Genomic DNA, 26,345 nt, shown 5'->3' on the forward strand with positions numbered 1-26,345 from the left:
GGCTCCTGATTCTCAGCCAATCGCAACTCGGAGTCGCGACCGGCGGCATAGGCTATCAAGGCCACAGCCAGTTATCAACCTCCGGCAAATCCACGCCGTTTTCGTAGGCGTAATTCCGGCATTCAATCTGTCTATCGCGCAGTTTTTCCTTGACGTGCGCTCCGGCGACACGCAGCGCCGGGATGCGGTCTATCACGTCGATAGCCAGGCTGAAACGGTCGATCTCGTTCTGAATGGCCAACTCCAGCGGCGTGTTGATACTGCCTTTTTCCTTATAACCGCGCACATGCAGATTTTTGTGATTATTGCGCCGATAGGTCAGCCTATGGATCAACCACGGATAACCGTGAAAATTGAAAATCACCGGCTTATCGACAGTAAACAGGCTATCAAAATCCCTATCGCTCAAACCATGCGGATGCTCGCCGGCCGGCGTCAGTTTGTATAGATCCACCACATTCACAAAGCGGATTTTCAGGTGCGGAAAGTGATCCCGCAGCAGCATCGACGCCGCTAAGGCTTCCTTGGTGGGAATGTCGCCGGCGCAGGCCAACACCACATCCGGCTCGCCACCCTCGTCGTTGCTGGCCCATTCCCAAATGCCGATGCCTTTGGTGCAATGTTTGATCGCGGCATCCATATCCAGATATTGCACATGCTTTTGCTTGTCGCAGACAATCACGTTGATGTAATCGGTACTTTGCAGACAATGATTCGCCACCGACAGTAGGCAGTTGACATCTGGCGGCAGATAAATCCGCGTCACTTTCGGGCTTTTGTTGACCACCAGATCCAGAAAGCCCGGGTCCTGATGGGTAAAGCCGTTGTGATCCTGGCGCCAGACCGTGGAAGTAATCAATAGATTCAAGGACGAAACCGGTGCCCGCCAGGAAATGGCCTGCGTCATCGCCAGCCATTTGGCATGCTGGTTGAACATCGAGTCGATCACATGGACAAAGGCTTCGTAAGTCGAGAAGAAGCCGTGGCGACCGGTCAGCAGGTACCCTTCCAGCCAGCCTTCCAAGGTATGCTCGGACAACATTTCCATCACGCGGCCGTCGGCGGCAAGTTCGCCGCCATCGGCATCTTCCGGCAAGGTATCGGCCAGCCAGGTTTTTTTACTGACTTCGTAGATCGCATCCAGCTTGTTAGACGAATTTTCGTCAGGGCCAAACACGCGAAAATTGTGCATATTTTCCGCCATGATGTCGCGCAGAAACTTACCCAATGGCCGGGTGTTTTCGGCCAGAATCTTGCCGGGGCCAGGCAACGCGACCGCATAGTCACGATAATCCGGCATCCGCAAAGCACGGCGCAAAATGCCGCCATTGCTGTGCGGATTAGCACTCATTCTGCGATTGCCTTTAGGCGCCAAGGCTCTCAGATCCGGCCGCAAGCGGCCGTCGGCATCGAATAGTTCCTCGGGTTTGTAACTGCGCAGCCAGGCTTCCAATTGCTGTAAATGCTCCGGGTTATCGCGCACCTCGCTGAGCGGCACCTGGTGCGAACGCCAAAAGCCTTCGACTTTATGATTATCGACGGTTTTCGGGCCGGTCCAGCCTTTGGGCGAACGTAACACTATCATCGGCCAACGCGGCCGGCTCGGATTACCGCTGGCGCGGGCTTCCTGCTGGATGCGGCGGATTTCGACGAGACAGGTTTCCAAAGTTTCCGCCATGGTCCGATGCATGGTTGGCGGATCGCTGCCTTCCACAAAATACGGCGTCCAGCCGTAGCCTTTGAACAGATCCTCCAGCTCGGCATGAGAGATGCGCGACAGCAAGGTCGGGTTATTGATTTTATAGCCGTTCAGATGCAGGATCGGCAACACTGCCCCGTCGCGAAGCGGATTTAAAAACTTATTGGAATGCCAGGACGTGGCCAGCGCCGCCGTCTCGGCTTCACCATCGCCGACCACGGCCGCCACCAACAGATCCGGATTGTCGTAAGCCGCACCAAACGCGTGGGAAATGCTGTAACCCAACTCGCCGCCTTCGTGAATCGAACCCGGTGTTTCCGGCGTGCAATGACTGCCAATGCCGCCCGGGAAGGAGAACTCTTTGAAGAACTGGCGCAAGCCCTCTTCATCTTCGCCTTTGTTCGGATAAATCTCGCTATAGGTGCCTTCCAGATAGACCGGCGCCAAAACGCCGGGCGCGCCGTGGCCGGGGCCGGCGATGAACAAGGTATTTTGGTCGTATTTATTGATCAACCGGTTCAAATGGATGTAGCAAAAACTCAGCCCTGGGCTGGATCCCCAGTGTCCCAGCAACCGGCGCTTGATGTGCTTGGGCTCCAAGGCTTCCCTAAGCAGCGGGTTATCCTGCAAATAAATCATCCCGGCCGCCAAATAATTGCAGGCTCGCCAATAGGCGTCGATATTCCGTAGTTCGGCTTCCGAAAGTGCGACTGTGGTACTCATAACGGCTCCAATGCTTTTATAAAAAGCTGCAAAACGATTGACAATTCGGGCAGGCTCGGCGCATCCGTAGCGGTTCAGGCCGATGAATAGTCGCCTCCAGTAACCAGCTGCCGGGTGCGGGCATAAGTTTCTTGAATAATGAGTGCGTCGGTGCTGGCCCGGTGCCGCATCAACGCCAAATCCTGGATAACTTGCTGTTTGGTTTGGGTCCAGATGTCCATCTGCGCTTCTTTCAGTATCATTTCCAGCGCACTCAGATAAAACGTCGGCTTTACGCCGGATTGATAAAACAAGCGCGACAGCCAGGGCTTATCCACCACCCAGCCATCACTATAAACGGTTTGATCGGCAAGGAATGCATTCAATTCGGCCGCGACCAACGCAATCGATTTCCCGCGGCTGATTAAGGTGTCGCGGCTAAGGCCGTGAACTTGTTCGGCCTGCGCGTCCCAATACAGCCAATTGCTGGCAGGCTTGATCAGCGCGCAATATTTTTGTCCGGAACCCAGCACCACCCCGACTTCGATGGGATAACTATCGAAGCCAAACCCGGAGGCTTCAAAGTCAATAACATTCGGTCTAATTGTTTGCAATTGAGCAACCCTTTGCAACGTATTAAACCCATAAGCCTAGACTAAATCGAGGAATAAGCCCTATCCGCACGGGTACGAAAATGTTTAAACAGACGAATCCCCAACAAAAAGGCCAGCACGGCGGCAAACAACAACGGCCTACTCAAATCTTTTTTTACCAACCAAACAAAATGCACCACCCCCGCCACGGCGATAAAGTAAGTCAAACGGTGTAAACGTTTCCAATTCTTGCCGCCGAGCCGGCGTTGCATCGCATTGGTGGAGGTCGCGGCCAGCGGAATTAACAGTACAAATGCCGCGAAACCGATAGTGATGTAGGGGCGCTTCAGAATATCCTTGCCGATTGCCGCCCAGTCGAAAAACTGATCCAGAACCAAATAGGTAGAAAAATGCAAGCAAGCGTAAAAAAACGCAAATAGTCCCAACATCCGTCTCAGGCGGATAGGCCAATTGACGCCGCTAATTTGCCGCAACGGCGTCGCACTAAGGCTGATCAACAAAAACGTCAACGTCCAGTAACCGGTGTTATGCGTGATTTTTTCGATAGGGTTGGCACCCAAATCATCCTGCCAGGCTGCGATCAGCAATAACGCCAAGGGTATCAGAGCAGTCAAAAACACCACGATTTTCAAACTACGCAAAGATCTATCGTCCAAGCTCTTCCCACTCACAATTCAAAAGTTTTTAACCAGATCCATGCCGGCGTAAAGCCCGGCCACTTGTTCGGCGTAGCCGTTGAACGGCAGAGTCGGCCGCTTCAGAAAATCGCCGAGCCGGCGTTCCTTGGCCTGACTCCAGCGCGGATGATCGACCTCGGGATTAACGTTGGCATAAAAACCGTACTCGTTCGGGCCGGCCTGCATCCAACTGGTGGCGGGCTGCTGTTTCAACAAACGGATTTTGACGATGGACTTCGCGCTTTTGAAGCCGTATTTCCAGGGTACGACGATGCGCACCGGTGCGCCGTTTTGATTCGGCAATACTTCGCCGTATAAACCAAAAGTCAGTAAAGTCAAAGGATGTTGTGCTTCGTCGATGCGCAGGCCTTCCCGGTACGGCCATTCCAAGACCGCCCGGCGCTGGCCGGGCATTTGCTCGGGATCTTGCAGACTGACGAATTCCACGTAACGGGCCTCGCTGGTCGGTTCCACCTGTTTCAGCAGTTCCGCCAAGGGATATCCCAACCAGGGTATCACCATCGACCAGGCTTCCACGCAACGCAAGCGATAGATGCGTTCCTGCATCGGCGCCAGTTTCAGTAAATCTTCGATGGCGAATTGCTTCGGTTTGCGAACTTCCCCTTCCACGCTGACCGTCCACGGCCGTGTCTTCAGGCTGCCGGCCATTTTGGCCGGCCCTTCCTTGCTGGTATCGAACTCGTAGAAGTTATTGTATCGAGTAACGTCTTTTAGGGGCGTCAGTTGATCGGTCAAACCATAGGTTTCGGAGACACTATTCGCCAGCTTTTCGCCACCGAATGCCGCACCAGCCAGCAACGCTGCCGAACCGCCCAGCGCCAACTGCATAAATTGCCGACGCTGGTAAAACAGCTCGCGCGGTGTAATTTCCGATGCGGGGATAGTAGGTGTAACGGGGTGTTTCATGGAAAGCCTCATACAAGTTTAGATCTACTCGACCGTAAACCGGCCCGGCAGTTCCAATCTTAAGGATATTTCAACTTATGATTTAGCCGCCGAGCGCCACGATGCTGCCACGGACACTACTTGTGGGGGTGTTTTTTGCCAGCCGGTTTCTTGCCGCGACCACTTTTCGCGGATTTTTTCTGTTTGGCCGGTTTCTTGGACGAAACATTTTGCGTGCTTTCCGGTTTTTCCGATTCGCCTAGCGTTGCGGACTCCGGCTTCTCTAAAGCATCCTCGCTATCTGGCGGCAAATCCGGCATGGGCAATTCCGCCGCGCTGCTACCGTCATCCACTGCGGATTGATCACAATCCGGCAAGTCTTTGTCTTCGGCCGAACAAATCACCCGGTAGATGATTTTTCTGTCGTTGTTTTTAGCGGCTTTGCGCTCAGCTGGGGTAGCGACGGGGGCAGTTTCGTCGGAGATTCTGCCCAATAGCTCCGAATGTGCCGATACGGCAAATACTATGCAATAGACTAACAAACACCCACGGAGCACGGCGGTTTTCATATCTTTAAACTTTCTTCAAATATCGTTTGGCTTCGTTCCACAAGCCGTCCAGCTCCGCCAAGTCGCAATCGCGCAGCTCGCGGCCGGAGGCCTCTACCTGTTTTTCGATGTAATTGAAGCGGCGGGTGAATTTTTTAGTGGCTTCGCGCAAGGCGATTTCCGGATTGACTTTTAGATGCCGGGCCAGATTTACGGCTACCAGCAGCAAATCGCCGATTTCTTCCTGTATGTGCGGTTGATCGCCGGATTGCCAAGCTTCATGGACTTCCTGCAACTCTTCGCGCACCTTGTCGAACACCGGCTCGGCTGCCGGCCAGTCGAAACCGTGGCTGGCGGCGCGATTTTGAATTTTCTCGCATTGCACCAGCGCCGGCAGGCTTTGCGCAACGCCGGCCAATACACTTTCGGTTTGCTGTGCGGGCTGTTTCAGGCGGCGTTCCTTGGCTTTGGCCGCATCCCAGGCTTGTTGGCGCTGTTCGTCGTTGTCGAATTTGACGTCGGCAAACACATGCGGATGCCGAGTGACCAGCTTCTCGCCAATCGCCGCCGCCACTTGCTCGAAATCGAACAAGCCGCGTTCTTCGGCAATCCGAGAGTGAAATACCACTTGCAGCAACAAGTCGCCCAATTCGCCGCGCAAATCGTCGAAGTCCTCACGTTCGATGGCGTCGGCCACCTCATAGGCTTCTTCGATCGTGTAGGGAATCAGGCTATAAAAATCCTGCTTGACGTCCCAAGCGCAACCCTGCTCAGAATCGCGCAAGCGGGCCATCAAAGCCAGCAGTTCCTGGGTTTTAGTCAAACTCAAAATGTCGAACCAAAGGTTTCCTGATAGCGTTGTTTGAATTCGGCTACCGTAAAAGTATGGTTCTGGGTGCCGTTATGTTCGATTTTGATCGCACCCAACAAGGAAGCGATGCGCCCCGTCACATCCCAGTCATAATCGTTGATCAAACCGTACAGCAGTCCGGCACGATAGGCGTCGCCACAACCAGTGGGATCCAGAATTTGTTTGGGTTTGGCTGGCAGAATATCGATAATTTCGCCGCGCGTATAGATTTTCGAACCGTTACCGCCCAAAGTGATCACCAACGCATCGACTTTTTCGGCGATTTGCTCAAGGCTCAAACCGGTGCGCTGCTGCATCAATTCCGACTCGTAGTCGTTGAAAGTGGCGTAATTGGCCAGCTCCAGAAATGCCAACAACTCGTCGCCATCGAACATCGGCATGCCTTGGCCGGGATCGAAAATAAACGGAATGCCTTGATCGACAAACTGCTGCGCGTGCTCCTGCATGCCTTGTTTACCGTCCGGGGAGACAATACCAACGGTTATGCCCGAGTCTGCCGGCACAGTGTTTAAATGCGAAAAGCTCATCGCACCGGGATGGAAAGCGGTGATTTGATTATCATCGACGTCGGTGGTGATATAGGCTTGGCCGGTGTAATGATCGTCCAGCACCTTGATATACCGGCTGGAAATACCGCATTGGCTCAGCCATTGCGCATAGGGTTCGAAATCGTGCCCGACGGTCGCCATGATGGACGGCTCTTCCTGCAACAATTTCAAGTTATACGCAATGTTACCGGCACAGCCGCCGTATTCGCGGCGCATGGCCGGCACCAGGAAAGAGACATTGAGCATATGCACTTTCTCGGGGAGGATGTGATGTTTAAATTTGTCGTGAAACACCATGATGGTGTCGTAGGCCATGGAGCCACAGATCAATGCACTCATTATTATCCTTGTTAGACGATTTCAGCGGCCCTAAGGTAACGGATGTTGGAAACGGGCACAAGACGAAAAATGAAAGCTCCCCTTTCGCCTTGGTTTCGTGGTCTTGCCGCTTACAGCAAAATCAACGCCCAGGTCGCGCCTGCCCAGATCAAGGACAGCATCACCGCCGCCGAGCCTATATCCTTGGCGCGCCCGGACAGTTCGTGATGCTCGAAACCCACCCTATCCACCACAGCCTCCACGGCGGAATTCAACAACTCCACCAGCAGCACCAAGACCACGCTGCCGATTAACAAGACCTTCTCGATTGCGGTTTGACCAAGCCAAATCGCCAGCGGCGTCGTTACCACGAACAACGCCACTTCCTGCCGAAATGCTTCCTCGTGTTGCCAGGTGGCTTTGAAACCGGCAACCGAGAAAAAACAGGCATTAATCAGCCGTTTAAATCCTTTTGCATTTTGATTTGCCATTGGCTGTTCCTAATCCTCAATCAAATTTCGGTAAGCGTCCGCATCCAACAAACTATCGAGTTCGGCCGGATTATCCGCTTTAATGGCAAACAGCCAGGTTTGATAAGCGCCATCGTTGACCTGTTCCGGCTCGTCCGACACCGAATCGTTGATCTCGACCACGCTGCCGCTGACCGGACTGAACAGGTCGGACGCCGTTTTTACCGATTCGACCACCGCCAGTTGTTCGCCCTGCTTCACTGCCCTGCCCACATCGGGCAAGCCGATAAAGACAATGTCGCCCAATTCGGACTGGGCAAAGTCGGTGATGCCGACGCGCACGACATTACCGTCTTCCAGCTTGGCCCACTCGTGGGTTTCGGCATATTTCAAGTTTTCTGGTGTTTCACTCATTAGCATTTCCCTCAAGCCGTAACAGTAATCGAAAAGGATAACCGGCTATTTTTTTTACACAACAAAAAATTACAGGCCCCGTCGGCTCAAACTTTATAATCTCCGCCCAATCGGCGATTAATTAACTTAGTCAGGCCATTGAGGCGTTATAACCCACATCCACAAAAATCATGCGAATAGCACTTTTTCTCGCCGGCTGCCTTGGCGTTTTCAGTCTGCTTCCGAACGCCGCATCGGCGGACGACGACGATGCGCAGCCAAACATCATCGCAGCCCAGCAGCCCCGCCCAAACACCGACCCCAATATATTACGGTTGGATCAAGCCGGCCAGAAATTAGCAGGCATTCAGACTCAAACGCTAATTGCCGCGCAGCAAACGCCGGAATTTATTGCATACGGCACGGTACTCAATCCCGAACCGTTACTCAACATCCGTCAGCAATACTTGGCTGCCAGCGCCCAACAAGACAGCGCGCAGGCCCGCTATAGCGAAGCCGCGCAAAATTTGAACCGCACGCGCGACCTGCACCAGCAAGACATCGTCTCCACCCGCCGCCTGCAGGAACAACAAGCCATCTGGCGGGCCGACAAAGCCAACCTGGCCTCCAACAACTATCAACAACAGCTAATCGCCGCCAACAGCCGGCTGGTTTGGGGCGCCACCCTAAGCAACTGGTTTACCAAAGCACAAGATAAAAACGCCACGCAACTGCTGGAACATCGCGCGCAGTTGCTGATAATCACCTTGCCCGCCAATAGTCAGCTAGACCCGACCGTCAGCGTTATCCATATCCACGAACGCGGCCAACGCCAAGCCGCCAAACCCGCCGCCTTAATTGCCGCAGCACCGCAAGTCGATCCGCTTTCACAAGGTCAACGCTATTTTTTCAAGTGCGAGGAATGCCGTTTGCCGTTCGGCGCCCACGTTACCGCCTGGATTCCGGAGGGTGGCCAAACCAGTAGCGGGGTCAATATTCCGCAATCCGCCTTGGTGTGGCACTTGGGCCAGGCTTTTGCCTTTGTGAAAGCCGACACCAACCAGTTCAGCCGCCGCCTGCTCAGGCAATACAGCACCAATAACCAAGGATATTTCGTGGCCGGCGGCTTACAGCCTGGCGAAGAAATCGTGATCACCGGCGCACAAACCCTGCTGTCGCAACAATTGAAAGGATCGATTCCGGACGAAGATAAGGACTAAGGGCCGGTCCGAATTGGCAATACACCTTTTGAGTTAAGCAGCCTTACGCTGCAATATAGTTAGCAGACGCCGGGCACGTTCAAAACCGCCCCCTCCCCACTAATGCTTGATCTGTAACACCTCAACCGAAGCCCAGACTTGCTCCGTGAATTCGGCATCCATCGCCGGCATACCGTCCATGAGCCACTGCACTATCACCTTGGCGATATTCGGATAAGTAACATGCACCGCATGCGGATTATGCAGCCAGTCCGCGATTGTGACGTCGTCGAGATCGAACATGGTTTGGCCGTAGCCCAATTGTTTTAAGGCTTCGGCATTGGAAATCTGCTCCATTTGCGCATGCAGCGGCTTCACCAAAATCTTCTTACCCAATTGCAAGGACTCGCTCGCCAATTCGAAACCGGCATTGCTGATGATGCCGGCACAATCGTATAAATCTCGTTGGAAACCGTCCCGCGACAAGGGCTTACAACTAATATGCGGGTATTTGGAAACGGCCGGCTCCGGCGAATAAACATGAAACTCGAAATTTTCGAACGGGCATAGTAGCTTGACTACCGTTTGTGGGTCTTCGAAGGGCAGATACACCAAAATCTTATTGGCTTGGGTATGTTGCGGAAACTCAGGCGTTTCGATGATCGGCGGTAAAATCGGCTGACCGAAATGGTGCCAGTGCAAGCCGATGCCGATGTCGGCGGGCGCGAAATATTTCATCACCTGCTCGGCAATCGGATCGCCGCCGGCACGCGGGATATTGTGTCTGAACGCATACTGATGACCGATGCCCAGCACTTTTTTCTTTTGCCTTTTCGCGGCCCAGGCGGTAACCGGCTCGAAATCGCTAATAACCAAATCGTAGCCGCTTAAATCCAGGCTATTGATGTCCCTGACAAACCGAATCGGGCTGGCTTCCAATGCGGTTTTCACATAACTGACCTGACCGTTGTGAGTATTGAAAGTCAAGCCGGTTTTGACTTGATAACCGTTAAACACGTCCATGTCAAAATACTTGTCCGCCGGCCGCCCGGTAAACTGAAAGGTGACGTCGAAACCGGCTGCATACAGTTCTTTCGCCATGACTCTGGCACGGGTGATGTGGCCATTACCCGTGCCTTGCACGCCATAAAATATTTTCATAATAAAAGATAATCGAGACTAAAAATTGCTGTACTAACGCCCAAAACCATACCCATAAGTGTGTCGCTGGGAAAATGCACCCCCAACACGACGCGGGAAAATCCAACCAGCGCAGCCCACAGATAGAGGATCGGCAGCAAATCCGGCAGGAAATAGCCCAGTAGCGTGGCCACCATGAATGCCGCCGAGGTATGCCCGGACGGAAAACTGAATTGATCGGCAGGCTTGATCACGCTGCAAAAATTCTGTAACGCCTGTTGCGGACGATCGCGTTTGAAGCCCTTTTTCAACAACAGGTAAACCGGCCGTTCAATCAAAAACGCCAAGATCATGGCCTGCAACAGACCGTCGTGTATGCCCTGATCCCAATACAGCCAGACCGCTACCAGAACGTACAAAACCCCGTCGGCGGTTCTGGAAATAGTCCGGCACAGGCGTACCAAGCCGGCATGAATCATGACGTTGTTTAGCCAGGTAAATAGAGTCACATCGTATTTGTGGATCGAGTAAATCAGCTTCATGGTCCGGCCCTCGTTAATTACCGCACGCGTCGACCGCGAGCTTCGTGCAGTAGTTGGAAATTATCGATTTTCCCTTGCAAACAGGTTTCTCCTTGACGACGAGTCCAGCTTAGAGATGCTTTATGACAATAAGATGAAGCTTTGTTTAAGCTTATGTGACAGGTCACTTTCGCCGATTGTTTGTTACAATTACCGGCTGCGACACGTTCTGCTCCGTAGAGCGTTCGAGAGCTGCGATCCATAACAACACGGCAGAACCTTTTCGGTTTTATTCAGGGCACTATGCAACGTTTTTGCACTCTAGGATTTGTTCTCGGCCTGATCTTGATGGTCTTCGGCGTCACTTACGCGTTACCAATCGCCGCATCGCTGTATTTCGAAGACGGTATGGTCGATCATTTCGTAAATGGCATGTCGCTGAATATCGGCGTCGGCAGCCTGCTGTCGGGCTTGACGATGCGCTTTCGCGGCGATGTCAAAACCCGGGACGGCTATTTGCTGGTGGCATCGTTCTGGATATTGATGTCGGCGGCAGCCACGCTGCCTTTAATCTGGGGCATGCCCGGACTATCGTTTACCGATGCGTTTTTCGAAACCATGTCGGGATTCACCACCACCGGCGCGACAGTATTGAGCGGCCTCGATACGCTGGCGCCGTCGCTGAATCTGTGGCGGCACGAAATGGTTTGGATAGGCGGTTTGGGTATCATTGTGCTGGCGGTAGCGATTCTGCCCTTGCTGGGCGTCGGCGGTATGCAACTGTACAAGGCGGAAATTGCCGGACCGGTGAAAGACAGCAAATTAACACCGCGCATCACCGAAACCGCGCGCTTGCTCTGGCTGGTCTATGCCGGCATCACCGTGGTTTGTATTGTGTCCCTAAAAATCGCCGGCATGGGCTGGTTCGATGCGATTTGCCACGCCTTCTCCACCCTAGGCTTGGGCGGCTTTTCCACGCACGATGCCAGCATCGGTTATTTCGACTCCGTTGCCGTCGAATTGGTGCTGACCGTATTCATGCTGATTTCGGCAATGAATTTCGGCACTCACTACACGGTGTTACACCACCGCAGTCCGAAACCCTATTTACAAGACCCGGAAGCGATGCCGATGCTGGGTTTGATAGCCGGCAGCATTCTGCTGTGCGCCGGTTATCTTTGGCATTTCGAAACATATCCGGATTTCTTTAGCAGCCTGCGCCACGTTACCTTCAACCTGGTATCGATCGCCACCGACTGCGGCTTTGCCAGCGTTGACTTCGACAAGTGGCCGCCGTTTGTACCTTGGTGGATGCTTTACCTGAGCTGCGTGTCGGCCTGCACCGGTTCAACCGGCGGCGGCATCAAGATGTTCCGCACCTTATTATTGTGGAAGCAGGCTGGCCGCGAGCTTTTCAGCATTCTGCATCCACGTGCAGTCAACCCTATCCGCATCGGCGACACCCCCATCGCCAACAAGATTATCTTCGCGGTCCTGGCCTTTATTTTTCTGTACTTTATTTCGATCGTGGTAATGACTTTCACGCTGATTTTTACCGGACTGGACCCGATTTCCGCACTCAGCGCCGTGATTGCCTGCATCAACAATGCCGGTCCCGGTCTAAATCAGCTAGGCCCGGCAACCAACTTTTCCAGTCTGAACGATTTTCAGACCTGGGTCTGTTCGACGACGATGTTGCTCGGACGCCTGGAGGTGTTTACCCTGGTCGTGCTTTTTACTCCTACTTTCTGGAGAAAATAGTACAATTCACGGCCTTATGGTCCGCAAGCTACGTTTATATCGCCTTAGCGCCGACGCGGCCGGATAGCAATCTTTAACTATTTATCAGGAACCTTGGCATGACTTCCGCTCGACACATCGATTTTCTCAGCAAAAGAAAACTAGCGTTTTACTTCTCAGGCACCCTGTTATTAATTTCCATAGTTTCGTTTTTCGTGAAGGGCCTGGATCTCGGCATCGACTTTACCGGCGGCAGCGTCTACGAATTGCATTACAACCAGGCCGCCGATCTGGATAAAATGCGCAGTACGTTGGAGCAACAAGGCTTCGCCGATGCCAATCTGCAACATTTCGGCAGTGCGGCCGACGTCTTGATTCGCCTGAAGCCGGTGGAAAACATCAGCCAAAAAGAACTGAGCGAAAAAGTACTCAGCATCGCTAACAGCAGTCAAAGCCAACCGGGCGAACTTCGCCGCGTCGAATTCGTTGGCCCACAAGTCGGCGAAGACTTGGTCAACGACGGCGGACTGGCACTGTTCTTCGCCTTTGTCGGCATCATGGTTTACGTCAGCATTCGCTTCGAGTGGAAACTGTCTTTGAGCGCTATCGCCGCCTTATTCCACGACAGCATTATTACGATGGGCTTTTTCTCGGTATTTGGCTGGGAATTCGACATGACCGTGCTATCGGCCATCCTGGCGCTGATCGGTTATTCGATCAACGACACCATCGTGGTTTACGACCGTATCCGGGAAACCGTCCGCAGCAGCCGGATCAAAGAATCGATTAACGAAATCGTCAACACCGCCCTGAACGACACGCTAAGCAGAACCATTCTGACTTCACTGACCGTATTTTTAACCCTGTTGGCCCTGGCCTTCCTCGGCGGTAAAACAATCCACGGCTTTGCGATCGCCATGCTGATCGGCGTCGTCAAAGGCACCTATTCGTCGATTTATATCGCCAGCTCACTGGCCTTGAGCCTGGGCCTGAGCCGAGACGATCTGATGCCGCCAGCCAAAGACAGCGTCGTTGACGACATGCCTTAATCCGAATTTCATTTACAACTTCAAGCGAACGCTCACGGAACAACTTGATGACACAAAAGCTAAATACTCGCGACCTGACCCAACTTACTCTCGGCATCCCCGGCTTTGAATATAAAGATCTGTACGATGCTCAACGCCTAGCCGATTTACTGGCGGCATTCGATCAGTCGGTACAACAGCACGACGCCGCTTTGTTTGCGGAAATCGCTGCATACCGCAGCTGCGGCGGCGACGGCATGAAGCCGGAGGAAATTTCCGAGTTATTGGTAAGAATGGCGCCGCTGGTCGGCACTTTTGTCGCGCGTTTATTCAATGTCAGCGATGTGCGCGAGCAGCAAATCGGCAATATTCGCAATGAATTCGACGCGGTATTTGTCTATCGCACCGAAATCGTCGGTAATTTGAGCAAGTTATTCAAAGGCCAAACCATTGAGGGCTGGGACATAGCCGCACTGCGCACACAGCTGGACGGCTTGCTCCGCGCCGCCGGCAAGCAGGAATTATTCAAAACCGATGCGGAACTGGCCGTCAGTCAATTGGGTGCGGACTTGTGGCGACTGTCGCAACAAGCGGAATTGAACGACACCGACATCGCTGCGTTCAAAGACCAGCTCAGCGGTTACGACAGTCCAGCCGCGCTGGTTGCGGGACTGCTCGACATCGTTAGCCGTTGGAGCTTCGCCGCCAAACAGGTTCCTGAATTACAAGCCGTGGTTGCCAAGTGGTTAAGTTTCAAAATTCCGGAAAAAACCAATCTGGAAAATCTGGTCGAACACGAAACCGTTTCGCAAAACGGTTACGACGTTTGGGCTTGCGACGATCACCACCATCGCCGCCGAGACGGCTTCGCCCTGACCGACAAACGCTTCAACCAACGTCAAACACTTTATGAAGTCGATCATTGCATTTACTGCCATGACCGGGATAACGATTCCTGCTCCAAGGGCATCAAAAACAAAAAAGACGGTACGTTCAAAACCAATCACTTGAGCGCGTTGATGACCGGCTGTCCGCTGGAAGAAAAAATCTCCGAGATGCACGTGGTCAAACGTCAGGGCGACAATATCGGCGCGCTGGCGATGATCATCATCGACAACCCGATGTGCCCAGGCACCGGCCACCGGATTTGCAACGACTGCATGCGCGGCTGTATTTACCAAAAAACCGAGTCGGTGAATATTCCGCAAATCGAAACCAATGTGTTGACCGATGTGCTGTTCATGCCTTGGGGTTTTGAAATTTACAGCCTGTTGACCCGTTGGAACCCGCTGAATATCAAACGCTCCACCGCCCTGCCTTATAACGGCAAGAACGTGCTGGTCGCCGGCATGGGACCGGCCGGTTATACTTTGTCGCACTATTTGTTGAACGAAGGCTTCGGCGTAGTCGGCATCGACGCATTGAAAATCGAACCGTTGCCGCTGCATCTGACCGGCGACCGCGATAACGTACCGATGCCTATCATGGACTTTCAAAGTCTGTACGAAGACCTGGATAAGCGGGTGTTGCTGGGTTTCGGCGGCGTGGCCGAATATGGCATTACCGTACGTTGGGATAAAAACTTTTTGAAAGTCATTTACCTGACCCTGCTGCGCCGTAACGCTTTCAAATGCTACGGCGGCGTGCGTTTCGGCGGCACCATCACCATAGACGAAGCCTGGGAACTGGGGTTCGATCATATTGCGATTGCCAGCGGCGCCGGCAAACCGACCGTGATCGATCTGAAAAATAACCTGATCCGCGGCATCCGTAAGGCGTCCGATTTCTTGATGGGCCTACAATTGACCGGTGCGGCGAAAGAGTCCTCGCTGGCGAATCTGCAAGTGCGCCTGCCCGCCGGCGTGATTGGCGGCGGCTTGACTGCGATTGACACTACCACCGAGTTATTGGCCTATTATCCTGTTCAAGTCAGCAAGATTCTGCACCGCTACGACAAATTGGTCGCCAAATACGGCGAAGCCTCGGTGCGGAGCCGCTACGATGCCGAAGAACTGGAAATTCTGGAAGAGTTTTTGGCGCATGGCCGCGTGGTCGAACAGGAGCGCCAACGCGCTGCCACCGCCGGCGAAACCCCTAACTTCCTGCCCTTTCTGAAACAATGGGGCGGTGTGACCCTGTTCTATCGCAAAGGCATTAAGGATTCGCCGGCCTACCGCCAAAACCACGAAGAAATCCACGAAGCGCTGTCGGAAGGCATTTATCTGGCCGAAGGCATGAGTCCGCTGGAAGCCATCGAAGACCAATACGGCCATCTGCAAGCCGTGCGTTTCGAGAAACTGGCCGAGCAGGAAGGCAAATGGCGGAAAACCGATGAAGTGGAAGTAAAGCTGCGCGGTTTATTTATCGCCGCCGGTACCGCGCCGAACACGATTTACCAATCCGAGCACCCCGCGACTTTCGTGATGGATCGCAAATTCTACAAACGTCACGAACCGGACTGGTTGCAAGGCAAAGCCGAATTGGTACCGATGGCCGACGATGAGCAAGTCAAAGTCGGCAAACCGGCGCCGTTTACCTCGTACCACAGTGCCGGCCGTTACATTACGTTTTACGGCGACAATCATCCGGTTTATGCCGGTAACGTGGTGAAAGCGATGGCCAGCGCCAAAGACGGCTACCCCTATATTGTTAAGCTATTCGCCGACGAGATTGGCACATTAGAGGCCGCGCAACAGCCGCAACGCGACGCAAAGCTGCGCGATTTACAGAACAAGCTGGATGCCGCTTTCTTGGCACATGTCGTCGAAGTAAACCGCCTGACGCCAACCATCATCGAAGTGGTGATCAAAGCGCCTGCCGCGGCAAAACATTTCGAACCAGGCCAGTTTTACCGGGTACAAAACTACGAATCGCTGGCCCCCGTGGTCGAAGGCACCACGCTAGCTGCGGAAGGCTTGGCCTTGACGGGCGCCTGGGTAGACAAAGAAAAAGGTCTGGTGTCCTTGATTGCGTTGGAAATGGGCAGCTCCAGCCGCCTGTGCGCCACCTGGAAAATCGGCGACCCGCTGGTATTGATGGGCGTGACCGGCGCACCCACCGAAATCCCGCACAACCAAACCGTGCTGCTATTGGGCGGCGGCTTGGGTAACGCGGTATTATTCTCAATCGGCAAAGCCATGCGCTCCGCCGGCAACAAGGTATTGTATTTTGCCGGTTATCGTAACCGCGAAGACTTGTTCAAGGTGCCGGACATTGAAGACGCGTCCGACGTCATCGTCTGGGCGGTAGACAAACGCCCCGGTAACGACGCGATTCCGGTCACTCGCCCGCAAGATAAAACCTTCGTCGGCAATATCGTCGAAGCGATGGTTGCCTACGCTACCGGCGAACTGGGCGAAACCAGCTTGAAACTGCAAGATGTAGATCACCTGATCGTAATCGGTTCCGACCGGATGATGGCGGCTGTCAAAGCGGCGCGTTTTGCCGCGCTGAAACCGTATCTGAAAGAAGGCCACGAAGCGATCGGCTCGATCAACTCGCCGATGCAGTGCATGATGAAAGGCGTCTGCGCCCAATGCCTGTGTAAACACATCGATCCAGAAAGCGGCGAGGAAAGCTTTATGTACTCTTGCTACAACCAGGACCAGGCATTGGATTACGTCGACTTTCCCAACCTGCAAGCCCGCTTGCGACAAAACACGGTACAGGAAAAACTATCCTCGCTGTGGCTAACATATTTGCTGGAAGCTTAAGATTTTCAGCTGATCCCCGGTAGACTACGGCAAGCAGGATAAACGCCACGCAGCTCCGGCATGTGTGGCGTTTAATCGTTGCTAAACTAAGCGTTACAAACTTTGTAATATAGTGACCGCCTCGTCCGCAGCTCCGCTAACGAGGCAAAAACAGTCACGGCCGAAGAGCTCGTCCGCCGCCGCGACTGTCCAGCACCCAGTTATTGAAAGGAGTTCACCCGTGTTTTCGCGCATTCTTCTATTGTTGCTACTCACATTTTCGCCGCTGATCGCCTGGGCGGACGTCGAACAAACCGCGCAAGCCCTCAATCTCACTAAACATTGGGTCGGATATCTGGCCATCGCCATTTTTGCGGTCGCCTATATGCTGGCGATGACCGAAGAAGTTACCGAACTCAATAAATCCAAACCCATGGTACTCGCAGCCAGTTTGATCTGGGCATTCATAGCCGGTATCTACGTTAGCAATGGCATGAGCGAGCAGGCCGGCCACGCCTTCCGCGCATGCCTCGAAGGCTATGCCGAATTGTTTTTGTTCATCATGGTTTCGATGGCTTATCTCAACGCGATGGAAGATCGAGGCGTATTCGACAATCTGCGGGTATGGCTACTAAGTAAAGGCTTCAGTTACAGAAAATTGTTTTGGATTACCGGCATCATGTCGTTTTTTATGTCTTCGGTTTGCAATAACCTGACGACGGCCTTGCTTATGGGGGCCGTAATCGCAGCCATGGGCAAGGATAACCGTAATTTCGTTACGCTGGCTTGCATTAACGTGGTGGTCGCTACAAATGCCGGCGGCTCGTTTAGTCCATTCGGCGACATCACCACCCTGCTGGTCTGGCAAAGCGGCGTGGTGCCGTTCAAGGATTTTTATTCTTTATTCATTCCGGCAGTCGTCAATTTTGCCTTGCCGGCCGGTATCATGCATTTCTGGATCCCCAAATTACAGCCGGCTGCCGTGGGTAAAGCGCCAAAAATGAAGCGCGGTGCATTAACCATGATCGTGTTGTTTTTGCTGACTATTATTACAGCTGTCTGCTTTGAAAACTTGCTGAAATTGCCTCCCGCAGCGGGGATGTTGGCGGGTCTGACTTACCTAAAATTCCTAGGTTTCTACCTGCAAAAAACCGCTAACAAAGACAACGGCAAAATTAGCGATTTCGCCCACGTCTATAAGCTGTTTAACGTCGCAGTTCCCGACACCAAGCGAAGTCAGAAATTCGACGTATTCAAAAGCGTTGCCACGCTGGAATGGGACACCTTGTTATTTTTTTACGGGGTAATGATCAGCGTCGGCGGCTTGAGTTTCATCGGTTATTTGACCATGGCTTCGGACGTATTGTATGTGGGCATGGACCCAACCATTGCCAATATCGTAGTCGGCATTCTGTCGGCGTTCATCGACAACGGCACTATCATGTTTGCGGTACTGACCATGCATCCCGACATTTCGCAAGGCCAATGGCTGCTGGTCACATTGACTGCCGGCGTCGGCGGCAGCTTGCTGGCAATCGGCTCAGCAGCGGGAGTGGGTTTGATGGGGCAATTGAAAGGTCTATACACATTTAGCGCCCACTTGAAATGGATGCCGGTCATTTTGATCGGTTTTTTCGGTAGCATAGCCGCGCATTTTCTGCTGAACGGCAGCTATTTTTAACGCAATTTATTAAAAAATCAGCCGTTTTAGACGACTGCCCAATAGGTCAATTGCAAAATTTAGTATTTATTTTGCATTTTTTACTGACCGCCGTTTTGTGCTTACGGCCGCCCGAATTCGAGTTCGGGCGAAGTCACCGAGAACCGAAGCCACACAAAAGTCAATTTATTTCAATATCTTAGCCACACCTTAGCCACTGGCTATCTACGTTAGCCCGGTTTGACAACGCCACAATTGCGCTTGACAAACTGTTGTCACATTCATTTAGCGCGCAAAATCTAGCTAGTTTTTGTGGATACCCACCGATTGCGATGTATAATGAAGCCGATTTAGCTCGGTATAGTTGTCGCTTTTCAAGTCTGCAATCGGATCAACAAACATTGTTTTCCACTACCTGCTTTATTCACCAACCCTAGTTACAAACCAGCGAATAGCACTTTATTAGCAAGAGAGATTTATGTCAGTTCAAGTAGAAGGCAAAGTAAAATGGTTCAATGATGAAAAAGGCTTCGGCTTCATTGAGCAAGAAGGCGGCAAAGATGTATTCGTACATTTCAGCGCCATCAACGGCAATGGCCGCAAAACCTTGAAAGAAGGCCAAAAAGTCACTATGGAAGTGACCAACGGCCAAAAAGGCCCACAAGCGGAAAACGTAACACCGCTGTAAATTGAACTGAAAAAGCCGCCTAACCAGCGGCTTTTTCGTTAGATCAGTTTACCCCACAAGTCATACTCGTCGGCTTCTTCGATTTCGACATCGACGAAATCGCCGACTTGTAAATGGCTTGCGCCATCGATAAACACCTGACCATCAATTTCAGGTGCGTCGCTACGGCTGCGCGCTACAGCCCCCTCTTCAACCACTTCATCCACCAACACGGTTTCGATTCGGCCGACCCGACGCTGTAAGCGCTCGGCACTGATTGCCGATTGATGCTCCATAAAACGCGCCAGGCGCTCTTGCTTGACTTCTTCCGGTACAGCATCCGACAACTCGTTAGCTGCTGCGCCCTTCACCGGCGAATAAGCAAAACACCCCACCCTATCCATTTGCGCTTCGCTTAGGAATTGCAGCAACTCTTCGAATTCTTGTTCAGTCTCACCCGGAAAACCGACAATAAAGGTACTGCGTATCGTCAAATCGGGGCAAATTTTCCGCCAGGCGCGGATACGTTCCAGATTGTTTTCCGCGGCGGCTGGGCGTTTCATCAATTTCAAGATCCGGCTATTCGCATGCTGAAACGGAATATCCAGATACGGCAGGATTTTACCTTCCGCCATCAGCGGCACCACTTCGTCGACATGCGGATACGGATAGACGTAATGCATCCGCACCCAAATACCCAGTTCGCCCAATGCTTCGGCTAAGCCGTAAAACCGAGTCTGTAATTCTCGCCCGCGCCAACGCCGAGTTTGATATTTCAAATCCAGACCATAAGCGCTGGTGTCCTGCGAAACGATCAACAACTCCTTAACGCCGGCATCGGCCAGCCGCTCCGCCTCCAACATAACTTCATCTACGGGACGACTGACCAAATCGCCCCTCATCGACGGAATGATACAAAACGTGCATCGATGATTGCAGCCTTCCGAGATTTTTAGGTAGGCGTAGTGCTTGGGCGTCAGCTTGATGCCTTGCGGCGGCACCAAGTCGGTAAACGGATTATGCGCTGGCGGCAAGTATTCATGTACCGCCGATACCACTTCGTCGGTAGCATGCGCACCGGTAATTTTCAGCACTTGTGGGTGCCGCGCCAAAATCTCGTCTTGCCGGGCACCCAGGCAACCGGTGACGATGACCTTGCCGTTTTCCGCCAAGGCTTCGCCGATGCTATCCAGCGACTCCTCAACCGCAGCATCGATAAAGCCGCAGGTATTGACGATTACTAAATCAGAATTTTTATAGTTCGGCGAGACTTGGTAGCCTTCACTACGCAGCCTGGTCAAAATCTGCTCGCTATCGACCAAGGCTTTAGGGCAGCCCAAACTAATAAATCCAACGCGGGGATTACTCATTAAAATCTCTCGAAAATATTTTCACAAACAGGTAGGCGGCTTCGGTAAGCCGGCAATTTTACAGGCGTATTTCAAAGGCCCTTGCGGAAACAGTTTTTGCAAATAACGGCTATTGCCTTTTTCTTCGCCGAATTGCTTGCGGATAGCCGCCACAAACATCCGGGCGTTGGGCAGATGTTGAAATTGCCTATAGTAGTCGCGAATGTACAATAGGATTTCCCAATGCGCATCGGTAACTTCGATGGATTCAAGCCGGGCCAGCTCATCCGCGACGTTTCGATTCCATTGTTTCGCATCCCGCAGAAAGCCGTCATCAGTGGTCTCCAGCACGACGCCGTCCAACGTCAACACCACGAATGAATCACCGGATTTTTGACGGTTAACTCGACCAAGCCCGCGTAATCAACCTGCTCGACGCCAGACAGCAGAAACTGCGGCTCTACACCGTGAGCCTGCAACATTTCATTCAACGCAAAAATCCGGCAGTTTGCGGCAAGTAGACGCTGCAATAACACATTTCCGCCATGACCGCCCAAAGCGGCGCAAACAGCATTGTCCATCAGAACAACATCGTCACCGTCGCCTATACGTTCGACGACAGCTGCTTGCAATGGTAATTGCGACAGTAAATGCAGCATTATTCCACATGCGTCAGCTTCAAGCCGACGATACCGATGATAATCAGTAGAATCGAAGCCAATCTGAACCAATCCGCCGATTCTTTAAATAAAAAAATCCCAATGATGGCAACACCAACCGCCCCCATTCCGGTCCACACCGCATAAGCTGTACCCAACGGTAAGGTTCTGATCGCCAACATTAACAGATAAAAACTGCCGGCCCCGGACACCCCGGTCACTACGCTCGGCCATAATTTGGTAAACCCATCGTTGTATTTAAGACTCACGGCAAACACGATTTCCGAGCAACCTGCGGCGAACAATAGCAACCAACCCATCAAAACTCCCGTCATATACACTATAATCAGCGCTATTTTACAATAGTGCCTTCACCGAACCGCAATATTTAGCAATTTAATGGAAAAAGAATCCGACTACCTCGTTAGAAGCGCCAAATTGGTATTTGGTCATCTGAGCGATTTGATAAAGAAGAAGTGCATCATTTCCGCGCACTTTGGCGAGCATAACCAATCGTTTTTGACGACCATTATCGACCTCGATCAAAAAGCCAATCTGATCACGCTGGATGTAGCTCCCACGGAACTACTCAACAAACAGCTATTGAGTTCCGCAAAAGTTCTATTCCGTACGGAATACGAAGGGATTAAAGTCTCGTTCAGAGGCAAAGCCATCAAAAAGTCACAAAGTGATGGGCATCCGGTTTTCGCGATGCCAATCCCGGACGCAATATTCTGGATGCAGCGCCGGCAATTTTATCGGGTTAAAGTGCCGCTATCGCATAAAAACAGCACATGCGAAATCAATTTCACTATCGAAAATGAAGAAGGTATCGCCGAGATTCAAGCTAAAACGTTTACCTTGGCAGACATCAGTCTTTCCGGTTTCTCGTTCTTGAATCCTTATCCAAAATTAACCGACTCGCTACAGCCCGATACCGTTATCAACGAATGCGCCTTGTATCTTAATGACGGCAGCCGCGCCAGCATCGGCTTCATGGTTAAAGGCATCAGCAACATCAGAGCCAGCGCCACCACCTACCAACAACGTATCGGTTGCAGGTTCACCCACGTGCCGCAGGTATTCGAAAACAATATTCAGCGTTACATGCAAGAGATAGAACTGCAACAGAAAAACCTCAATGTCTAACCGCCCCGCGCCGACCTCCTTACTCAAGGCATGAGTCGGAGGCTAGCGCGCTAACCGGCGAAACCGCAACAACCAAGTTGCACACCAAAAACTGAGCGAAGATTCTTGCGCGGTGCCGGTAGATAGCTCGCCAAGGCTCGCTGCAAGCCCAAACTTCGCGCGTATAATGTCCGCCTTCTGAAATCCAACGCCATCAACATGTCCTTACCGCCAATACCCGCGGCAGCATTGCCGCAGCACCCCTCCACGGTATTCTGGAGCGGCCTGAGCGGCTGCGGCGACTCGCTGACGCTGGCCCAAGCAATTACCCAGGAAAAGCGCCTACTGGTCATCGTCACGCCGGACACGCAAACCGCATTGCGCCTGGAACATGAACTGGCATTTTTCTTAGACAACAGCCTGCCGATTCTGCATTTTCCGGATTGGGAAACCCTGGCCTACGACGTCTTCTCGCCGTTGCCGGAAATCATCTCCGAACGCTTGCGCACCCTGGCGCTGCTACCCGACACCAAACGCGGCGCGCTGATTTTGTCGGTCGCAACCTTGATGCACCGCCTAGCGCCGCGCGAGCATATTCTGGCCCACAGCTTTGCCATCGAAGTCGGCGGCACGCTTAGCCTGGAAGTCACCCGCGCCAAATTGGAAGCCGTGGGTTATCAATGCGTGTCGCAAGTTTATCTGCACGGCGAATTCGCGGTGCGCGGCTCCATCCTGGACCTATTCCCCATGGGTTCCAAACAGCCCTACCGCATCGAATTGTTCGACGACGATGTGGAATCGATCCGCAGCTTTGACCCCGATACGCAAATGTCGCAAGACAAGATGCAGAAAGTCGAGCTTTTCCCGGCCCGCGAATTCCCGTTTACCGACGAAGCCATCAAACGCTTCCGCCAGGCCTTCCGCGAGCAATTCCCGGACGCCTCCCCCAAGAACAATCTGTATCTGGATGTTTCCAAGCAAATCGCCCCGGCCGGCATCGAATACTATTTACCGCTATTCGTCGAACGCACCGAATCGCTGTTTGCCTATTTGCCGAAAACTGCCTTGTTTGTGCTGCCGGCACAATTTGCCGCAAACGCCCAGCGTTTTTACAGCGAAGCGGATGAACGCTATCAACAACGCAAATACGATACCGACCGGCCCTTATTGCCGCCAACCCGCCTATTTTTATCGGCTGAGGAAATTCAACAGCACACCGATAGTTTCAGCCGCGTAGTACTGGACAACCAAGCAGAAACCGCCCACGCGTTTGACTGCAAACTGCTGCCTGATGTCGCTATCGATAGCCGTTTAAAAGAACCCGCCCAACGGTTGCGCCAATTCATCGAAGGCTTTGCCGGCAAGATCCTGTTCGTCGCCGAAACCGCCGGCCATCGCGAAGGCCTGATCGACAAACTAAAAAGCGTCAAACTCGCCGCTAAACAAGTGCAAAGCTGGCCGGAGTTTTTACAAACCGATCACTCGCCGTGCATCGTCGTCGCGCCGATGGATCATGGGCTTTGGTTGGAAAGAACAATGACCGCCATGGATGGTGGAAGTGCGGCAAATCGTCTGGAACGATTGTCGCCTCTGGCCATCATCACCGAAAGCCAGCTCAGCGGCGAAAAAGCCCAGCAACGACGGCGTCGGCAAAAGTCGGCGGCGCGGGCGCTGGAAAACATTTTCAACAATCTCGACGAGCTGAGCATTGGCTCGCCCGTAGTTCATCAGGAACACGGTGTCGGCCGCTATCTGGGTTTGCAGATTCTCAACGTCGGCGGCATCGACGCCGAGTTTTTGATGCTGGAATACGCCAATAACGACAAGATTTATGTGCCTGTATCGTCCTTGCACATGATCGGCCGTTACAGCGGCGTCAGCGCCGAAAATGCTCCGCTGCATCGTTTAGGCACCGACCAATGGAGCAAAGCCAAGAAAAAAGCCATGGAGCGCGCCCGCGACGTGGCCGCCGAACTGCTGGACATCCACGCCAAACGTGCCGCCCGCGAAGGCTTTGCCTTTAACATCGATAACAGCGATTACAACGCCTTTGCCGCCGCCTTCCCGTTCGAGGAAACCCCGGATCAGCTCAGCGCCATCGACGCCATCCTGCAAGACATGGCCGCCACCCAGCCCATGGATCGGGTGGTCTGCGGCGACGTCGGTTTCGGCAAAACTGAAGTGGCGATGCGCGCGGCCTTTGTCGCAGTGCAAAGCGGCAAACAGGTCGCGGTGCTGGTGCCGACCACCCTACTGGCTCAGCAGCATTATCAAAACTTCCGCGACCGCTTCGCCGACTGGCCGGTGCGTATCGAAGTCACCTCGCGCTTCGTCACCCCCAAACAGCAAAAAGCCATCGCCGACGACTTGGCCGACGGCAAGGTCGACATCGTCATCGGCACTCACAAATTATTGTCCAAGGAGATGAAATACAAAGCCTTGGGCCTGGTGATCATCGACGAGGAACACCGCTTTGGCGTCACGCAAAAAGAGCATTTCAAAAAGCTGCGCCACGAGCTGGATTTGCTGACGCTGACCGCGACGCCGATTCCGCGCACCTTGAACATGGCTATGGCCGGCCTTCGCGATATTTCCATCATCGCCACCCCGCCGCCGAACCGCCACGCCATCAAAACCTTCGTCACCGAATGGATAGACTCGCAAGTGCAGGAAGCCTGCCAGCGCGAGATCAAACGCGGCGGCCAGGTGTTTTTCCTGCACAACGACGTGAAAAGCATGGAGAAAATGATGCGCGAACTGGGCGAATTGGTGCCGGAAGCGCGGATTCAGATCGCCCACGGCCAAATGGCCGAGCGCGAGCTAGAGCAAATCATGCTGGATTTTTATCACCAGCGTTTCAACGTGCTGATTGCCACCACCATTATCGAAAGCGGCATCGACATTCCCAGCGCCAATACCATCGTCATCAACCGCGCCGACAAGTTGGGTCTGGCCCAGCTGCACCAATTGCGCGGCCGGGTCGGGCGTTCGCATCACCGCGCTTATGCCTACTGCATCGTGCCGCCGAAATCCTTGATGACCAAGGACGCGATCAAACGCCTGGAAGCCTTCGAGACCTCAGGCGAATTGGGCGCCGGCTTCATGCTGTCCTCGCACGACATGGAAATCCGCGGCGCCGGCGAGTTGCTGGGCGACGAACAAAGCGGTCAGATTCAAGAAATCGGCTTCACCTTGTACACCGAGTTACTGGAACGCGCAGTCAAGGCCTTGAAATCCGGCAAACAACCGGAACTGGACGCACCGCTGGATACCGGCCCGGAAGTGGATTTACAAATCGCCGCGTTGATTCCGGAAGACTACTTGCCGGACATCCACGCCCGTCTGGTGCTTTACAAACGCATCGCCAGCGCCGAAACCGAAGACGATTTGCGCAAGTTAAAGATCGAAATGATCGACCGCTTCGGCTTATTGCCGGATCAAGTCAAAGCCTTGTTCGCGATCACTGAACTGAAACAACAAGCCGCGCATCTGGGCATCCGCAAAATCGAAGCCCACGCCACCGGCGGCCGCATCGTCTTTACCGCCACCCCGCAAATCGATACCGGCGAGTTGATCCTGATGGTCCAAAGCCAGTCGCAGGTGTATAAATTCGACGGCGCGGATAAATTACGCTTTACCCAGACATTTCAGGATATGGAGGATAAGGTGGTGTTTTTGGAGAAGTTGTTGGGGCGCTTGGGGTCCAAAAAATGACGATTGGCATATCAATATCCCGGGCGATTCCCGGATAAACCATTGCAAGATGTTATATCCAATTTATGCGCCTATGCCGATAAAAAGCTATTAGTGAAGCGA

23 protein-coding genes are annotated in these 26,345 nt (G+C 53.0%); 8 read left to right on the plus strand and 15 right to left on the minus strand.

What is annotated here, in order from left to right; translation table 11 throughout:
- Positions 1-55: 55 nt before the first annotated feature.
- The 9 genes from ACH50O_RS14110 to gcvH all read right to left on the minus strand — a co-directional run bounded on the left by ACH50O_RS14110 (position 56) and on the right by gcvH (position 7,767).
- On the minus strand, positions 56-2,422 hold the full coding sequence (locus ACH50O_RS14110; protein ID WP_446808421.1) for a phosphoketolase family protein: 2,367 nt from the start codon (positions 2,420-2,422) through the stop codon (positions 56-58).
- A 74-nt stretch (positions 2,423-2,496) separates the two neighbouring features.
- Complete coding sequence (locus ACH50O_RS14115; RefSeq protein WP_446808422.1) at positions 2,497-3,015, minus strand: 3'-5' exonuclease; 519 nt, start codon at positions 3,013-3,015, stop codon at positions 2,497-2,499.
- Between the two features lie 41 nt (positions 3,016-3,056).
- Positions 3,057-3,671, minus strand: a complete 615-nt coding sequence (locus ACH50O_RS14120; RefSeq protein WP_446808423.1) for a sulfite oxidase heme-binding subunit YedZ — start codon at positions 3,669-3,671, stop codon at positions 3,057-3,059.
- An 18-nt stretch (positions 3,672-3,689) separates the two neighbouring features.
- Positions 3,690-4,619, minus strand: a complete 930-nt coding sequence (gene msrP, locus ACH50O_RS14125; protein WP_446808424.1) for a protein-methionine-sulfoxide reductase catalytic subunit MsrP — start codon at positions 4,617-4,619, stop codon at positions 3,690-3,692.
- A 116-nt stretch (positions 4,620-4,735) separates the two neighbouring features.
- Positions 4,736-5,167 (minus strand): hypothetical protein, encoded by a 432-nt coding sequence (locus tag ACH50O_RS14130; RefSeq protein ID WP_446808425.1) that lies wholly within the window; start codon positions 5,165-5,167, stop codon positions 4,736-4,738.
- Positions 5,168-5,171: 4 nt separating this feature from the next.
- On the minus strand, positions 5,172-5,975 hold the full coding sequence (gene mazG / locus ACH50O_RS14135; RefSeq protein WP_446808426.1) for a nucleoside triphosphate pyrophosphohydrolase: 804 nt from the start codon (positions 5,973-5,975) through the stop codon (positions 5,172-5,174).
- Positions 5,972-6,904 (minus strand): carbohydrate kinase family protein, encoded by a 933-nt coding sequence (locus ACH50O_RS14140; RefSeq protein WP_446808427.1) that lies wholly within the window; start codon positions 6,902-6,904, stop codon positions 5,972-5,974. Before ACH50O_RS14140 ends, mazG begins: the two co-directional genes overlap by 4 nt.
- 110 nt (positions 6,905-7,014) lie before the next feature.
- Positions 7,015-7,374 (minus strand): diacylglycerol kinase, encoded by a 360-nt coding sequence (locus ACH50O_RS14145; RefSeq protein WP_446808428.1) that lies wholly within the window; start codon positions 7,372-7,374, stop codon positions 7,015-7,017.
- 9 nt (positions 7,375-7,383) lie between these two features.
- Complete coding sequence (gene gcvH, locus ACH50O_RS14150) at positions 7,384-7,767, minus strand: glycine cleavage system protein GcvH (protein ID WP_446808429.1); 384 nt, start codon at positions 7,765-7,767, stop codon at positions 7,384-7,386.
- A 170-nt stretch (positions 7,768-7,937) separates the two neighbouring features.
- Between gcvH and ACH50O_RS14155 the strand changes: the two genes are divergently transcribed.
- Positions 7,938-8,966 (plus strand): hypothetical protein, encoded by a 1,029-nt coding sequence (locus ACH50O_RS14155; RefSeq protein ID WP_446808430.1) that lies wholly within the window; start codon positions 7,938-7,940, stop codon positions 8,964-8,966.
- A 99-nt stretch (positions 8,967-9,065) separates the two neighbouring features.
- On the opposite strand, the gene ACH50O_RS14160 is transcribed toward ACH50O_RS14155, so the two are convergent.
- Together ACH50O_RS14160 and ACH50O_RS14165 are read right to left on the minus strand one after the other, a co-directional pair.
- Complete coding sequence (locus tag ACH50O_RS14160) at positions 9,066-10,106, minus strand: MJ1255/VC2487 family glycosyltransferase (protein WP_446808431.1); 1,041 nt, start codon at positions 10,104-10,106, stop codon at positions 9,066-9,068.
- On the minus strand, positions 10,103-10,627 hold the full coding sequence (locus tag ACH50O_RS14165; RefSeq protein WP_446808432.1) for a phosphatase PAP2 family protein: 525 nt from the start codon (positions 10,625-10,627) through the stop codon (positions 10,103-10,105). The genes ACH50O_RS14160 and ACH50O_RS14165 overlap by 4 nt, the downstream gene beginning before the upstream one ends.
- A 282-nt stretch (positions 10,628-10,909) precedes the next feature.
- Here ACH50O_RS14165 and ACH50O_RS14170 point away from each other — a divergent pair, with 282 nt between their 5' ends.
- From ACH50O_RS14170 to ACH50O_RS14190, 5 genes are all read left to right on the plus strand, one after another.
- Positions 10,910-12,367 (plus strand): TrkH family potassium uptake protein, encoded by a 1,458-nt coding sequence (locus ACH50O_RS14170; protein ID WP_446808433.1) that lies wholly within the window; start codon positions 10,910-10,912, stop codon positions 12,365-12,367.
- A gap of 98 nt (positions 12,368-12,465) precedes the next feature.
- Positions 12,466-13,395, plus strand: a complete 930-nt coding sequence (gene secF / locus ACH50O_RS14175; protein ID WP_446808434.1) for a protein translocase subunit SecF — start codon at positions 12,466-12,468, stop codon at positions 13,393-13,395.
- Positions 13,396-13,442: 47 nt separating this feature from the next.
- Complete coding sequence (locus ACH50O_RS14180) at positions 13,443-17,087, plus strand: pyridine nucleotide-disulfide oxidoreductase (RefSeq protein WP_446808435.1); 3,645 nt, start codon at positions 13,443-13,445, stop codon at positions 17,085-17,087.
- A 364-nt stretch (positions 17,088-17,451) separates the two neighbouring features.
- Positions 17,452-18,747, plus strand: coding sequence for a sodium:proton antiporter NhaD (gene nhaD / locus ACH50O_RS14185; protein ID WP_446812152.1), 1,296 nt, complete (start codon positions 17,452-17,454; stop codon positions 18,745-18,747).
- A gap of 457 nt (positions 18,748-19,204) precedes the next feature.
- Positions 19,205-19,414, plus strand: coding sequence for a cold-shock protein (locus ACH50O_RS14190; RefSeq protein ID WP_020483452.1), 210 nt, complete (start codon positions 19,205-19,207; stop codon positions 19,412-19,414).
- A gap of 38 nt (positions 19,415-19,452) precedes the next feature.
- Here ACH50O_RS14190 and rimO read toward each other — a convergent pair whose 3' ends face one another.
- Genes rimO through ACH50O_RS14210 form a run of 4 tightly spaced genes read right to left on the minus strand, consistent with a single transcriptional unit; the run spans position 19,453 to position 21,721 of the window.
- Positions 19,453-20,763 carry a 30S ribosomal protein S12 methylthiotransferase RimO gene (rimO, locus tag ACH50O_RS14195; protein ID WP_446808436.1) on the minus strand — a complete coding sequence of 437 codons (1,311 nt, stop codon included), beginning with the start codon at positions 20,761-20,763 and terminating at the stop codon, positions 19,453-19,455.
- A 21-nt stretch (positions 20,764-20,784) separates the two neighbouring features.
- On the minus strand, positions 20,785-21,117 hold the full coding sequence (locus tag ACH50O_RS14200; RefSeq protein ID WP_446808437.1) for a TusE/DsrC/DsvC family sulfur relay protein: 333 nt from the start codon (positions 21,115-21,117) through the stop codon (positions 20,785-20,787).
- Positions 21,108-21,401, minus strand: a complete 294-nt coding sequence (gene tusB / locus ACH50O_RS14205; RefSeq protein WP_446808438.1) for a sulfurtransferase complex subunit TusB — start codon at positions 21,399-21,401, stop codon at positions 21,108-21,110. Before tusB ends, ACH50O_RS14200 begins: the two co-directional genes overlap by 10 nt.
- A complete protein-coding gene (locus tag ACH50O_RS14210) occupies positions 21,401-21,721 on the minus strand; it encodes a DMT family transporter (protein WP_446808439.1) in 321 nt (106 codons plus the stop codon). Before ACH50O_RS14210 ends, tusB begins: the two co-directional genes overlap by 1 nt.
- Before the next feature lie 79 nt (positions 21,722-21,800).
- Between ACH50O_RS14210 and ACH50O_RS14215 the strand changes: the two genes are divergently transcribed.
- Positions 21,801-22,550 (plus strand): flagellar brake protein, encoded by a 750-nt coding sequence (locus ACH50O_RS14215; protein WP_446808440.1) that lies wholly within the window; start codon positions 21,801-21,803, stop codon positions 22,548-22,550.
- Between the two features lie 198 nt (positions 22,551-22,748).
- Positions 22,749-26,243: a transcription-repair coupling factor gene (mfd, locus tag ACH50O_RS14220; protein WP_446808441.1), complete on the plus strand. Its 3,495-nt coding sequence runs from the start codon at positions 22,749-22,751 to the stop codon at positions 26,241-26,243.
- Positions 26,244-26,345 lie beyond the last annotated feature (102 nt).

It is taken from the genome of Methylomonas sp. 2BW1-5-20 (genome assembly GCF_052474515.1).